This is a genomic window from Methylobacterium ajmalii, assembly GCF_036448855.1.
GTDB lineage: Bacteria > Pseudomonadota > Alphaproteobacteria > Rhizobiales > Beijerinckiaceae > Methylobacterium > Methylobacterium ajmalii.
Genome location: NZ_JAZFXT010000060.1, coordinates 101,569 through 114,163, shown reverse-complemented (window position 1 = coordinate 114,163; position 12,595 = coordinate 101,569). Strand labels below are relative to the sequence as shown.

The following is a 12,595-nucleotide window of genomic DNA, read 5'->3' as shown; positions in this document are numbered from 1 at the left end:
ATACCTGATATTGGTCTCGTTATATCTGTCATATCTTCAGATTACCGCATATCCACCGAGATGATTTTCATTTCAAATTAATCGGCCCCACGCCTGATGGGCTTCCTATCTTGCAGGTCGCCGTGATATGGCATCGACATCCCACGTTACGGCGCCCACTGCGTCGCTTTCTCCATTTCTGCTCGCGTTGCTTTGCCTGTGCAGCATCATGATGCAAGGCATGACAACCTTCTTCGGGTTCACGATACGGAGGACCGATCTGTGGCTGCTCGCAGTCCTGGCCGGCCTGTGCTGCGCCTTGTGCCTGCCGTCGGGATCGGGGATGCGGGATCGGCTCACGGGACCGCTGCAGAACTGCGTCGCCGTGGTGGCGATCTGCGACTTCACCCTCGTCTTCCCGTGGCAGGTACAGGCCTTCGCGCTGCCGCTCGTGGACGACACGATCAGGGAGATCGATCTGGCGCTCGGCTTCGATCACGTCGCCTGGATGCGGTGGCTCGATGCCAATCCGGGGATCCGGGCCGTCCTGGACGTGTCCTATCGCTGCATGATCCCGCAGATGGTCGTGGTGATCGGCCTCTACGCCGCATCCGGTCGGTATCGCGCGCTCGACCGCTATCTCGCCGCCTTCGCCATCGCGATCTTCCTCACGTCGATCCTGAGCATCGCGGCGCCGACGCGCGGCATCGTCGCCTTTCTCGATCCGGCCTGGCGCGGCACCCCGTCATGGCCCCACGGCGCGACGGACGTCGCGGCCTACGATGCGCTGCGGTCGGGAGCGCTGCGCGATCTCTCGGTCCGGCCCGAACTCGGGATCATCTCCTTTCCGAGCTTCCATGCCGCCTCGGCGGTCCTGTCGGCATGGTCGTTCTGGTGCTTCCGGTCCCTGCGCCTGCCCGCCATCGCCCTCGACGGGATCATGTCCGTCGCCACCGTCGGCTGCGGCGGGCACTACGTGATGGACGTCGTGGCGGGCCATCTCGTCGCCGGCCTCGCGATCCTGCTCGCGGTGCGCGGCTCCGATCTCGGCTATCGCCTCCTCGACCGTCTCGCAGGATCGCCGACGCTCCCGTACCGGCCGACCGACCCGTCGACGCGCGTCGCGACCGCCGAGCGGGCGACCCGATGAGGAGCCGGGGCCGCGCGGCTCGGGTCCCGGAATGCCCAAAACATCGGCACTGCGATGGGCCGGCATTGCACTGCACACCATGTCGCCAGCGACTGCCTCGATCGCGCGTCCGTACGATCCCGCGGCACTCCGATCCCAGCGTCAGCCCGCTCCCTTGGGGCCCTGCAGCATAGTGCCTAAATCCCCGTGGGAATTGCGCTTCATGCGCCAGAGTGCTGCCAAATCGGCGAGCATCCGGGATTGTTGACGATTCCCTGACCGCTGCATGTGAATCGTGCATGGCTGGCTTACGCAGTCCCGTCTCACACCACGGCAGCCAACTCCCATATGGTGCGTTGCAACAGAAGCAGGCGGTCGGTGCCGAAACGGTTCGCACCGGATGCCCGCTCAGAGGTCAAAACCGATGTTCGTCTCCCTCATCCTCAGCAAGATCCGCTCCTACCTCCGCTACCGCGAGACCGTCCACGAGCTGTCGCGTCTGTCCGACCGCGAGCTCGACGATCTCGGCATCAGCCGTTTCGAGATCCAGGGCATCGCCCGCTCGGTCGCCTAAGCTCACCGTCACGCGTACCGTTAAGCTACCGCGTACCCGAGTACCCCAAGTCGATCGAAGCCATCCGGCTCACCATCGTCTCGCGCGCCCGCCCCTTCCGGCGGGCGTTCGCTTGTCCGGGCCCCGCCATTCGCCGCGCATCGGCGGTGTTGCGTCCGTGGCGCCCGATCCGATATGCCGCGTCATGTCCGGATCCCTTCCCATTCACGTCGTCGGCGGCGGCCTCGCCGGCTCGGAAGCCGCCTGGCAGATCGCCGAGGCCGGCCTGCCGGTGGTGCTGCACGAGATGCGGCCCCTGCGCGGCACCGAGGCGCACCAGACCGACGGCCTCGCCGAGCTGGTCTGCTCCAACTCCTTCCGCTCCGACGATGCGTCGCTCAACGCCGTCGGGCTGCTGCACCAGGAGATGCGCCGCCTGGGCTCGCTGATCATGCGCTGCGGCGATGCCCACCAGGTGCCGGCGGGCGGCGCGCTCGCCGTCGACCGCGAGGGCTTCAGCCGCGCGGTCACGGCGGCGCTGGAGGCGCACCCGAACGTCGCCATCGCCCGCGAGGAGATCGACGGGCTGCCGCCGGCCTCCTGGGACAGCGTGATCGTGGCGACCGGCCCGCTCACCGCGCCCGGCCTCGCCGAGGGCATCCGCGGGCTCACCGGCGCCGAATCGCTCGCCTTCTTCGACGCCATCGCGCCGATCGTGCACCGCGACTCGATCGACATGGGCAAGGCGTGGTTCCAGTCCCGCTACGACAAGGCGGGCCCGGGCGGCACCGGTGCCGACTACATCAACTGCCCGCTCGACCGCGAGCAATACGCCGCCTTCATCCAGGCCCTCGTCGACGGCGAGAAGACCTCGTTCAAGGAGTGGGAGGCCTCGACCCCCTATTTCGACGGCTGCCTGCCGATCGAGGTGATGGCCGAGCGCGGGGCCGAGACCCTGCGCCACGGCCCGATGAAGCCCTTCGGGCTGACCAACCCGCACAACCCGACGGTCAAGGCCTACGCCATCGTCCAGCTGCGCCAGGACAACGCGCTCGGCACGCTCTACAACATGGTCGGCTTCCAGACGAAGCTGCGCCATGCCGAGCAAGTCCGGGTCTTCCGCACGATTCCCGGCCTGGAGAATGCCGAGTTCGCCCGGCTCGGCGGCCTGCACCGCAACACCTACCTCGACAGCCCGCGCCTCCTCGACGCGACCCTGCGGCTCAAGGCCGAGCCGCGCCTGCGCTTCGCCGGCCAGATCACCGGCTGCGAGGGCTACGTCGAGAGCGCGGCGATCGGCCTGATGGCCGGCCGCTTCGCCGCCGCCGAGCGGGCGGGGCGCTCGCTCGAGCCGCTGCCGGTCACGACGGCGCTCGGGGCGCTGATCGGCCACATCACCGGCGGGCACATCTCCGACGACGCGACCGCCGCCGAGGACGCCGGCAAGCCACGCTCGTTCCAGCCGATGAACGTCAATTTCGGTCTCTTCCCGCCGCTCGACCGGGCCCCGAAGGCACCGGACGGCAAGCGCCTGCGCGGCCCCGAGAAGGCCCAGGCCAAGAAGCGGGCGATGACCGACCGCGCCCGGGCCGCGCTCGGCGAATGGCTCGGCGAGGCGCCGGAGCCGCTGCCGGCCGAGGCGGCGGAGTAGCCCCGGCCGCAATCTCCCTGGGGGCAGTCGCCCCTCTTGCCCCCCGCGGCATCCCGGGGCTCGACGAAGTCGAGCACCCGGGATCCGGAACCGCCGAGAATTCAGGGATAGGCGAAACGCGTTTCGCTTCGCCGGTCCGCGTCCGCGTCCGCGACTATGGAGTCCGGCTTCCGCGACGCGGCCCCGGGATGACCCGGAGAGTTGTCGCCGGGCGGACGAAGCCGTGCACTACTTGACCGACCGCGCCGCCCGCCACAGCCGCCAGATCCGGCGCCAGTTCGGCACCTCGATCACGGTCGAGAGCGGGTCGTAGCCGGGCCGCTCCATCGCCCCGAGATAGGTCTCGACCATCGCGACCGGCAGGAAGGCGGGGGCGGCGACGGCGGCGATCGTGTGACGCTCGGCCGCGTAGGCGGCGAGGTGGCGGCGGGCGAGCGCCCGCAGGTCGGCGCAGGCGCCGGCGAGGCCCGGGCCGCCGCGGCCCGCCACGATGTCCTCGCGGGTGACGCCGTGAGCGGCCAGCACGTCGGCCGGCAGGTAGACCTGGCCGCTGCGCGCGTGCCAGGGCAGCGCCCGCAACAGCCCGGTCACCGCGTAGGCGACGCCGGCATGGCCCGCGGCGGCGGCGCCCCCGGGCTCCGAGCCGTCCGCCAGGATCAGGCTGCCGAGGCGGATGAGGCAGGAGGCGGTCTCGCCGCAATAGCCCTCGAGGTCGTTCGTCGAGGGCACCGGGTCGTCGTAGAGATCGAAGACCCGGGCATCGACGAGATCGACGAGGGGCTGGCGCGGCAGGCGCGCCTTGACGAGCGTATCGTCGAGGGCGGCGGCGACCGGGTGCGCGCGGACATCGCCCCGCGCCTCGCCCTGGAGAGCGTCGCGCCACCATTGCAGGCGCAATTCCCCCGGCATCGGGCTCGACACCGCTTCCCGCACCCGTGCCACCTCCAGGCTGAAGGCGGCGAGCGCATGGAGGTGCGGGCGCTTCTCGGCCGGCGCGTAGAGGCTGGCGTACCAGCGATCGGGATCGCCCTCGCGGACCAGCGCCTCGCAGTGGGCGTAGGCCCAGGCCGGATCCCGGGGCTCGGCCTCGCTCATGATGGTCTCAGGGTACCGCGATCAGGGCGGCCGCGACCTTGCGGTTCTCGGCCATCAGGATGTTGTAGGTCCGCGCCGCCGCGCCGGTCTGCATTACGTCGAGGCCGATCCCGGCCTGCTTCAGGTGCTGGCGCAGGGAGTCGGGCACGAACACGATCTCGGCCCCGGTGCCGAGCAGCAGGAGGTTGGCCTCGCCGGCCTCGGCCAGGAGGGGTGCCAGGCTCTCCGGGGTGATCCCGTCCGGGTCGGTCACGTCCCAGGCCCGGACGCCGGAGGGCAGCGCCAGGATCGAGCCGCGATGCGACATGTCGGCGAAGCGGAAGCCGCCGCCGCCATAGGCGTCGATCGGGTAGCGGCCCGGGACGAAGCCGTCATGCAGCCGCCCGGACCCGGAGGCGCCCTCGCCCGCCACTACTCGGCCGCCTGCTTCAGGCTGGAGGTGTCGCGCGCCTGCGAGCGGCCGCCGGCCTGGAGCCCGATATAGATCAGGAACGGGGTCGAGACGAAGATCGCCGAGTAGGTGCAGATCACCACGCCGGCCAGCATCACCACCGAGAAGCCCTTGATCGCCTCGCCGCCGAACAGCACCAGGGCGAGCAACGACAGGGCGGTCGACATCGCGGTCATCACGGTGCGCGACATGGTGGAGTTGATCGAGAGGTTGAGCAGCTCCTCGGTCGGCATGGTCTTGTAGCGGCGCATCAGCTCGCGGGTGCGGTCGAACACCACCACCGTCTCGTTGAGCGAGTAGCCGACGATCGTCAGAATCGCGGCGATCGAGGTCATGTTGAACTCGATCCGGGTGATCACGAACAGCCCGACCGTGATGACGATGTCGTGCAGGGTGCCGACGATGGCGCCGAGCGCCAGCTCGCGCTCGAACCGGAACCACAGGTAGAGCAGCACCGCCACGACCGAGAGCACGACGCCGATCGTGCCCGATTGCACCAGCTCGCCCGACACGCGGGGGCCGACGGTCTCGACGCGGTCGAAGGCGTAGTCCTTGTCGAAGGCGGCGTGGGCCTTCTGCATCACCAGGGTCTGGCCGGTCTCGCCGCCGGCCTGGAGCGGGAAGCGGACCGAGATCGAGCCCTGTCCGAGCTCCTGGACCTCGGTCTCGCCGAAGCCGAAATCGTTGGCGGTGTGGCGCACCGCGCCGACGTCGGAGGTGACGCCGGGCTTCGGCCGCAGCTCGACCAGGGTACCGCCCTTGAAGTCGATGCCGAAATTGAGCCCGATCTGCAGGAACAGCACCACCGTGGCGACCGAGATGAAGGCCGAGAGCGGGAAGCTGAGGCGCCGCAGGCGCATGAAGTCGAAGTGGGATTCGTCGGGCCAGAGGCGGAGGAGGCGCATCGTCGGTCTCGGAAGGGTGTGTCGGCGCGCCCCTTTGCCCGGAGCGCAGCGCATGAGCCGGGTGGCTCGTAGCCACCCGGCTGGCAGGACGTCAGATCGGCAGGGTCTTGGGCCGCAGGCGCTGGTACCAGAGGGCGATCATCATCCGGGTCAGGGTCACGGCGGTGATGACCGTGGTCAGGATGCCGAGGATGAACACCACCGCGAAGCCCTTCACCGGGCCAGAGCCGAGGAAGAACAGGATCACCGCGGCGATCGCCATGGTGGAGTTCGAATCGACGATGGTGGCGAAGGCGCGGTCGAAGCCGGCCTGCAGCGCCGACGGGATCGAGCGGCCGGCCCGCACCTCCTCGCGCACGCGCTCGTAGATCAGCACGTTGGAATCGACCGCGGTGCCGATGGTGAGCACGATGCCGGCGATGCCCGGGAGGGTCATGGTGGCTTCCAGCACCGACATCAGGCCGAGGATCAGGCCCACATGGACCAGCAGCGCGATGTTGGCGAAGAGGCCGAACACGCCGTAGGCGGCGAACATCAGCACGACGACAAGGATCGTCGCCACGATGGTGGCGTGCTTGCCGGCCTCGATCGAATCGCGGCCGAGGCCCGGACCGACGGTCCGGCGCTCGATGATGGTGAGCTTGGCCGGCAGGGCGCCGGCGCGCAGCAGGATCGAGAGGTCGTTGGCCTGCTGCACCGTGAAGCGGCCGGAGATCTGGCCCTGGCCGCCGGTGATCGGCTGCAGGATGCGGGGCGCCGACACGACCTCGTTGTCGAGGACGATGGCGAGTGCGCGGCCGACATTCTCGCTCGTCGCCTGCCCGAAGCGCTGGGCGCCGCGCAGGTTGAACTTGAAGTTGACGATCGGCTCGTTCGACTTCGAGTCGAAGCCCGGCTGGGCGTCGGTCAGGTCGGAGCCGTCGGCGAGCACCCGGCGCTCCACCGGCACCTTCTGGCCGTTGGCGTCCTTGGACACCAGCATGTCGACGTCGCCGGCCGGGCTGTCGGCGAGGAGCCGGAACTCGAGCTTGGCGGTGCCCTGCAGCAGGGTCTCGATCCGCTGCGGATCCTGCACGCCGGGAAGCTGGACCAGGATCCGGTCGGTGCCCTGCTGCTGGATCGACGGCTCGGTGGTGCCGGTCACGTCGATGCGGCGGCGCACCACCTCGATCGCCTGCTGCACCGCCCGGCGGGTCCGGGCGTTGAAGCCCGCATCGGTGTAGGCGAGCTGGATCAGGCCGTTCGGTTCCTCGCGCACGTCGAGGGTGCGGGCGCCGGTCTGGCCGAGGGTGGCGTCGGTGACGGGCTGCGACAGGGCCTGCAGCTTCGGCATCACCTTGGCGCGGTTGGCGGCATCGCCGACGCGCAGCTGCACGCCGCGCGGCTGGAGCTGGATGCCGCCGTCGGCCTGGACGCCGGATTCGCGCAGCGCCTGGCGCACGTCGTCGCGCAGGCCCTGCGCCATGGTACGGCCGAGGTCGTTGCGGTCGACCTCCAGCACGATCTGCGAGCCGCCCTGGAGATCGAGGCCGAGCACGATGGCACGGGTCGGCACGATCCAGGTCGGGAACCAGGACGGCAGGGACTTGATGAAGCCGCTGCGCTGATCGGCCGTGAAGAAGCTCGGCACGGCGAGCATCAGGCCGACGAGGATCACGGCGAGCGTCGCGACGGCCTTCGTGGTGGAAATACGGAGCATCCGCGGCGTCCCAACCGGTCTCGAATGGAGGTCAGATAGGGCGGCCCGGCGCCTTTTTGTCCGGGCCTCTCCCAGCGTCAGCGCGGGCTCAGGCGGCCTTGACCGGCTCGCCCTTGGCCCGGACCTCGGCGATCATGGTGCGGACCACCTTGACCTGGACGTTCGGGGCGATCTCGACCTCGATCTCCGGGGCCTCGGTCACCTTGGCGACCCGGCCGACGATGCCGCCGGTGGTCACCACCGTGTCGCCGCGGCGCACGTTCTTGACCATGTCCTGGTGGTCCTTGGCGCGGCGCTGCTGCGGGCGCAGGATCAGGAAGTACATGATCACGAAGATCAGGATGAAGGGGACGACCTGCACGAGGATGTCCGTGCCGCCGGTCGCCCCGGCTCCCTGCGCGAAGGCGGGCGTGATCACTCTCGAGGTCTCCCGAAACAAGACGAAAACGGGCCGGGCGGGTCCCCGCCGGCCTTGCAAAAGCGCGCGGACTATAGCCACGGACGACCCGAAAGCAACGGCGGGGTGGTGGGCGTCCCCGGCCGATCCGGCCGGGTTTTCGTTCGCGGTGCCTTGGGATTATGAGGCGCCACCCGCTCGTCCGCCCCCGCGCAAGGAGCCCGCATCTCCGCGATGACCGATCAGACCCCCTCCCCCGTCTCCGATCTGATGCCCGTGCTGCTGCGCATCGCCGCGGCCCTGGAGCGCGCCGCGCCGCCGGCGATCCCCGCCCCCGATTTCGCGGCGGCCGACGCCTTCGTGTGGCAGCCCGAGGGGCGGCTGCAGCCGGTGCCGCGGGTCAACCGGGTCGAGATGGGCCTTCTTCGCGGCATCGACCGGATGCGCGACACCCTGTTCGACAACACCGCGCGCTTCGCCCGCGGGCTGCCGGCGAACAACGCGCTGCTGTGGGGCGCCCGCGGCATGGGCAAGTCGTCGCTCGTCAAGGCGGTCCACGCCGAGATCAACGCGAGCGGGCCGGAGCGGCCGCTCAAGCTCGTCGAGATCCACCGGGAGGACATCGAGGGCCTGCCCGCCCTGATGGGATGGCTGCGGCCCGATCCGCACCGCTTCGTGGTGTTCTGCGACGACCTGTCGTTCGACGGCGACGACACGTCCTACAAGTCGCTGAAGGCGGCGCTCGACGGCGGCATCGAGGGCCGGCCCGACAACGTGATCTTCTACGCCACGTCGAACCGGCGCCACCTGCTCGCCCGCGACATGATGGAGAACGAGCGCTCCACCGCGATCAACCCCGGCGAGGCGGTGGAGGAGAAGGTCTCGCTGTCCGACCGGTTCGGCCTCTGGCTCGGCTTCCACAAGTGCAGCCAGGACGAGTACCTGGCGATGATCGACGCCTACGTCGCCCGCCACGGCCTGACGATCGCGCCCGAGCAATTGCGGGCCGAGGCGCTCGAATGGTCGACCACCCGCGGCGCGCGCTCGGGCCGCACGGCGTTCCAGTACATCCAGGACCTCGCCGGGCGGCTGGGTCAGCGGCTCGACTGAGGGTTATAGACCCGGGCGCCCGCTCGCGCGGCCCCGGGGGCTGCCCAGGCACCGGGCGGGAGGGCTCAGCCCCCCGCCTCCTCGGCCGCCCGCTCGCGCTCGCGGCGCTTCTCCATCGCGCGGACCGAGATGATCGATGCCTCGTAGAGGAGCAGCATCGGGATCGCGAGCGAGAGCTGGCTGATCACGTCGGGCGGGGTCAGCACCGCGGCGGCGACGAAGACCAGCACGATCGCGTAGCGGCGCCGCTCCTTCAGGAACTTCGAATCGATCAGGCCGATCTGGCCCAGCAGGGTCAGGATCACCGGCAGCTGGAACGCGATGCCGAAGGCGAAGATCAGCGTCATGATGAGCGAGAGATACTCGTCCACCTTCGGCAGGAGTTCGATCGTCGCCTCGCCGGGCTGGCCGATCTGCTGCAGGCTGACCGAGAACTTGATCAGCAGCGGCATCGCCAGGAAATAGACGACGAGGGCACCGAGCAGAAAAAAGATCGGCGTGGCGACGAGGTAGGGCAGGAAGGCCCGGCGCTCGTTGCGGTAGAGGCCCGGCGCCACGAAGGCGTAGAGCTGGGTCGCGACCACCGGGAAGGACAGGAAGCCGGCGCCGAACACGCTCAGCTTGATGTTGGTGAAGACCTGCTCGAGGAAGTGGGTCGCGATCAGCCGCGCCTTGTCGGCCCCGACCACGCTCACGTAGGGATAGACCAGCACGTTGTAGATGTGCTGGGCGAAGAAGAAGCAGATAAAGAACATCACCCCGAAGGCGAGCATCGACTTGATCAGCCGCGAACGCAGCTCGATCAGGTGCTCGATCAGGGGTGCGCGCGAGGCCTCGATCTCGGCTTCATCGGCCTCGGTCATCATGCGCTGCGGCCCGTGCTGGCGGTGTCGTGAGGAGTCGAGGGTGACGGCTCCGCCGTCGGGGTGGCGGAGGATGACGGCTCCGGCGCCGCCCGGGCGGCATCGGCCTTGAGATGCGCGGTCGCGGCGGCCAGGGCCTCGTGGGTCGGCTTCTCGGCGGCGGGCTCGGGCGCCTGGTAGGCCGGCGGCGCGGCCGGGTCGACGGGCGCCGGCTCGGGGATCGTCGCGGCATAGGGGTCGGCCAGCGGGTCGGTGCCCGGCAGCGCCTGGGTCGCCGGCTTGTAGGCCGCCGTGCCGTCGACCGCGCCCTTGATCTCGTTGCGGATGGTCTGGACCGGGTTGAATCCCGTCGCCGTCGCCGAGGCGACGCTGCGGTTGATGCCCTCGACCTCGCGGCGGACGTCGTCGAGCTCGGCCTCGCGCATCGCCTCGCTGAACTGGCTCTGGAACTCGCCGGCCATGCGCTTGAGGCGGCCGGTGACCTGGCCGACGGTGCGCAGGGCCCTGGGCAGATCCTTGGGGCCGATGACGACGAGCGCGACGCCGCCGATCAGCATCACCTCGCCCCAACTCATATCGAACATGGCGTGACGGCCCTGCTACTCGCGCGGCGCGACTCTCGGGCGGGCGCCCCGCGCGGGCTGTCTAGCACGCCGCGGCGCCGGCGCCAGTCGGCGCCGCGCAGGTTCCGGTTGAGAGGCGGGGCCCGCGGGCGGTCCTGCGCCGGCCTTCGATCTTCGACGCGGACGGGCGGCGGGCCGGGCCGCGCACACCCCTCCGCGACGGCGGCGGCTCAGCCGACCTTGTGGTCGGTGTTCGGCTGGGGGGTGAGCGGCGGCATCTGGGCGGTCGGCACGGTGTGCGGCGCCGCGGTCGGCGCGTGGACCGGCTGCACCGGGGCGGGGTGCACGACCGGGGGCGGCACCTGGACCGGCGGCACCTGGGCGTGTGGCACCTGCGCGGTCGTGGTCGGGGCCTGCTCGTCGTCGGCCATGCCCTTCTTGAACGCCTTGATGCCCTTGGCGACGTCGCCCATCAGGTCGGACACCTTGCCGCGTCCGAACAGCAGCATGATGATCACGCCGACGACGATCCAGTGCCAGATACTCGCGCCGCCCATGGTTCTCTCCCGCGCAGCGTCAGTTTCGCTGCCGCACTCGTCACGGGGCGTTCGCGGACGCCCCAAACCTCTGATCCCGCACGCTCATCGTCGCCGCACCGGCTGAGCCGAGCGCGCGCGGTCCGGCCGGAACCTAAGGACGCCAGGAGGCGAAAACAAGCGTTTCCTCCGGCGCTTCCTCAGAGAGCACCGGAATGCCGCGTCGGGGAATCTACCCGCTCGGCTCGCCCTCGCCGGGCGGCGGATCGTCGTCGGGATCGGCGCCGTCGCCGGGCTGGGGCACCCGGAATCCCGCCGGCAACCGCCCCTCGATCAGGCCGAGGCCCTTCAGCTCGTCGAGCCCCGGCAGGTCGGAGACGGCATCGAGGCCGAAATGGTCGAGGAAGGCCGGGGTGGTGCCGTAGGTCACCGGCCGGCCCGGCGTGCGGCGGCGACCGCGCAGGCGCACCCAGCCGGTCTCGAGCAGGAGGTCGAGAGAGCCCTTCGAGGTGGTGACGCCGCGGATCTCCTCGATCTCGGCCCGGGTCACCGGCTGGTGGTAGGCGACGATCGCCAGGGTCTCGAGCGCGGCCCGCGACAGCTTGCGCGGCTCGGGCGCGTCGCCCCGCAGGGCCCCGGCGAGGTCGGGCGCGGTGCGGAAGGCGTAGCCGCCGGCCACCCGGACGAGGGTCAGGCCCCGGGATCCGTAGGCCCGGGCGATCTCGGCGACGACCGCCGGCACGTCGGTGCCGGGCGGCAGCCGGGCGGCGAGCGCGGCCGGCCCGAGCGGCGCCGGCGCGCTGAAGATCAACGCCTCGGCGAGGCGCACGACATACGGGGGGACGGGCGGCTCGGGCGTGCGGGAGGGTTTTGCGCTCACGGGCCGGCCGGGCGGATCTGGATCGCCGCGTAGGGGGCGTCCTGGCGCAGCAGCAGCCGGCCCTCGCGGGCGAGCTCCAGAACCGCCGAGAGCGAGGAGGCGCGCACGGTGGCGCGGCTCTTCGGGTCGGCGAGGTACTGTGACAGGCAGGAATCGAGGTCGGTCCAGTCGTCCCAGGGGCCGACCAGGCGCTCCAGGGCGGTGCGGGCGTCGATCAGCGACCAGACGTTGCGGGGCGGGAGGGTAACCTGCGCGCGGGCCCGCTCCTGGCACTGGCGGGCATAGGCGGCGATCAGGTCGTGCAGGGTGACGGCGAAGGCTCCCCCCTCCCCGGCCGCGGGCTCCGGCAGGGCGGCGCCGCGGCCGAACACGTCGCGGCCGAGCTGCTCGCGCTGCGACAGCATCAGGGCGGCGGCCCGGATGGCTTCGAGGCGGCGCAGCCGCACGGCCAGCGCCTCGGCGAGGTCGCTGCCTGCGGGCTCGGGGCCGCGGGGCGGAGCGGGCAGCAGCAGGCGCGACTTGAGGTAGGCGAGCCAGGCCGCCATCACCAGGTAGTCCGCCGCCAGCTCGAGCCGCAGGCGCCGCGCCTCGTCGATGAAGGCGAGGTACTGCTCGACCAGGGCCAGGATCGAGATCCGGGCGAGATCGACCTTCTGGCGGCGGGCGAGTTCCAGCAGCAGGTCGAGGGGGCCCTCGAAGCCGTCGACGTCGACCACGAAGGCCGCGCCCTCGGGCGCGTCCTCGTCGATCTCCCGCGCGGCCTCGTCCCGCCGCATCGCCGCGT

General features: G+C 70.7%; 14 protein-coding genes. 4 read left to right on the top strand and 10 right to left on the bottom strand.

Features of this window, described 5'->3' with window-relative positions; translation table 11 throughout:
- Nucleotides 1–322: 322 nt before the first annotated feature.
- The 3 genes from V3T34_RS24890 (at nucleotide 323) to trmFO (ending at nucleotide 3,312) form a co-directional block, all read left to right on the top strand.
- A complete protein-coding gene (locus tag V3T34_RS24890; RefSeq protein WP_305077185.1) occupies nucleotides 323–1,129 on the top strand; it encodes a phosphatase PAP2 family protein in 807 nt (268 codons plus the stop codon).
- 403 nt (nucleotides 1,130–1,532) lie between these two features.
- Nucleotides 1,533–1,682, top strand: coding sequence for a DUF1127 domain-containing protein (locus V3T34_RS24885; RefSeq protein WP_082173034.1), 150 nt, complete (start codon nucleotides 1,533–1,535; stop codon nucleotides 1,680–1,682).
- A 184-nt stretch (nucleotides 1,683–1,866) separates the two neighbouring features.
- Nucleotides 1,867–3,312 (top strand): methylenetetrahydrofolate--tRNA-(uracil(54)-C(5))-methyltransferase (FADH(2)-oxidizing) TrmFO, encoded by a 1,446-nt coding sequence (gene trmFO, locus V3T34_RS24880; RefSeq protein WP_060846532.1) that lies wholly within the window; start codon nucleotides 1,867–1,869, stop codon nucleotides 3,310–3,312.
- 228 nt (nucleotides 3,313–3,540) lie between these two features.
- On the opposite strand, the gene V3T34_RS24875 is transcribed toward trmFO, so the two are convergent.
- The 5 genes from V3T34_RS24875 to yajC form a co-directional block, all read right to left on the bottom strand.
- A complete protein-coding gene (locus tag V3T34_RS24875; protein ID WP_091888709.1) occupies nucleotides 3,541–4,407 on the bottom strand; it encodes a phytoene/squalene synthase family protein in 867 nt (288 codons plus the stop codon).
- Between the two features lie 7 nt (nucleotides 4,408–4,414).
- Nucleotides 4,415–4,819 carry an Mth938-like domain-containing protein gene (locus V3T34_RS24870; protein ID WP_060846534.1) on the bottom strand — a complete coding sequence of 135 codons (405 nt, stop codon included), beginning with the start codon at nucleotides 4,817–4,819 and terminating at the stop codon, nucleotides 4,415–4,417.
- On the bottom strand, nucleotides 4,819–5,763 hold the full coding sequence (gene secF, locus V3T34_RS24865) for a protein translocase subunit SecF (RefSeq protein WP_060846535.1): 945 nt from the start codon (nucleotides 5,761–5,763) through the stop codon (nucleotides 4,819–4,821). Before secF ends, V3T34_RS24870 begins: the two co-directional genes overlap by 1 nt.
- A 91-nt stretch (nucleotides 5,764–5,854) precedes the next feature.
- Nucleotides 5,855–7,462: a protein translocase subunit SecD gene (gene secD, locus V3T34_RS24860; RefSeq protein ID WP_305077184.1), complete on the bottom strand. Its 1,608-nt coding sequence runs from the start codon at nucleotides 7,460–7,462 to the stop codon at nucleotides 5,855–5,857.
- An 88-nt stretch (nucleotides 7,463–7,550) separates the two neighbouring features.
- On the bottom strand, nucleotides 7,551–7,880 hold the full coding sequence (gene yajC / locus V3T34_RS24855) for a preprotein translocase subunit YajC (protein ID WP_048425523.1): 330 nt from the start codon (nucleotides 7,878–7,880) through the stop codon (nucleotides 7,551–7,553).
- Nucleotides 7,881–8,093: 213 nt separating this feature from the next.
- On the opposite strand from yajC, the gene V3T34_RS24850 reads away from it, so the two are divergent.
- Entirely contained in the window at nucleotides 8,094–8,969 is an 876-nt protein-coding gene (locus V3T34_RS24850) for an ATP-binding protein (RefSeq protein WP_091888707.1), read from the top strand.
- Nucleotides 8,970–9,034: 65 nt separating this feature from the next.
- Here the strand turns inward: V3T34_RS24850 and tatC are convergent, their stop codons facing one another.
- From tatC to V3T34_RS24825, 5 genes are all read right to left on the bottom strand, one after another.
- Nucleotides 9,035–9,835, bottom strand: a complete 801-nt coding sequence (gene tatC / locus V3T34_RS24845; RefSeq protein ID WP_305077183.1) for a twin-arginine translocase subunit TatC — start codon at nucleotides 9,833–9,835, stop codon at nucleotides 9,035–9,037.
- Nucleotides 9,832–10,416: a Sec-independent protein translocase protein TatB gene (tatB, locus tag V3T34_RS24840; RefSeq protein ID WP_091888705.1), complete on the bottom strand. Its 585-nt coding sequence runs from the start codon at nucleotides 10,414–10,416 to the stop codon at nucleotides 9,832–9,834. Before tatB ends, tatC begins: the two co-directional genes overlap by 4 nt.
- Nucleotides 10,417–10,625: 209 nt before the next feature.
- Nucleotides 10,626–10,952, bottom strand: a complete 327-nt coding sequence (locus V3T34_RS24835; RefSeq protein ID WP_082742446.1) for a twin-arginine translocase TatA/TatE family subunit — start codon at nucleotides 10,950–10,952, stop codon at nucleotides 10,626–10,628.
- Between the two features lie 211 nt (nucleotides 10,953–11,163).
- On the bottom strand, nucleotides 11,164–11,811 hold the full coding sequence (gene scpB, locus V3T34_RS24830) for an SMC-Scp complex subunit ScpB (protein WP_305077182.1): 648 nt from the start codon (nucleotides 11,809–11,811) through the stop codon (nucleotides 11,164–11,166).
- Complete coding sequence (locus V3T34_RS24825) at nucleotides 11,808–12,587, bottom strand: segregation and condensation protein A (RefSeq protein ID WP_305077181.1); 780 nt, start codon at nucleotides 12,585–12,587, stop codon at nucleotides 11,808–11,810. Before V3T34_RS24825 ends, scpB begins: the two co-directional genes overlap by 4 nt.
- Nucleotides 12,588–12,595: the final 8 nt, after the last annotated feature.

Coding starts and splice junctions, on each gene's coding strand:
- V3T34_RS24890 (WP_305077185.1), top strand. CDS start 323: ATGCGGGATCGGCTCACGGGACCGCTGCAGAACTGCGTCGCCGTGGTG.
- V3T34_RS24885 (WP_082173034.1), top strand. CDS start 1,533: ATGTTCGTCTCCCTCATCCTCAGCAAGATCCGCTCCTACCTCCGCTAC.
- trmFO (WP_060846532.1), top strand. CDS start 1,867: ATGTCCGGATCCCTTCCCATTCACGTCGTCGGCGGCGGCCTCGCCGGC.
- V3T34_RS24875 (WP_091888709.1), bottom strand. CDS start 4,407: ATGAGCGAGGCCGAGCCCCGGGATCCGGCCTGGGCCTACGCCCACTGC.
- secF (WP_060846535.1), bottom strand. CDS start 5,763: ATGCGCCTCCTCCGCCTCTGGCCCGACGAATCCCACTTCGACTTCATG.
- secD (WP_305077184.1), bottom strand. CDS start 7,462: ATGCTCCGTATTTCCACCACGAAGGCCGTCGCGACGCTCGCCGTGATC.
- V3T34_RS24850 (WP_091888707.1), top strand. CDS start 8,094: ATGACCGATCAGACCCCCTCCCCCGTCTCCGATCTGATGCCCGTGCTG.
- tatC (WP_305077183.1), bottom strand. CDS start 9,835: ATGATGACCGAGGCCGATGAAGCCGAGATCGAGGCCTCGCGCGCACCC.
- tatB (WP_091888705.1), bottom strand. CDS start 10,416: ATGTTCGATATGAGTTGGGGCGAGGTGATGCTGATCGGCGGCGTCGCG.
- V3T34_RS24835 (WP_082742446.1), bottom strand. CDS start 10,952: ATGGGCGGCGCGAGTATCTGGCACTGGATCGTCGTCGGCGTGATCATC.
- V3T34_RS24825 (WP_305077181.1), bottom strand. CDS start 12,587: ATGCGGCGGGACGAGGCCGCGCGGGAGATCGACGAGGACGCGCCCGAG.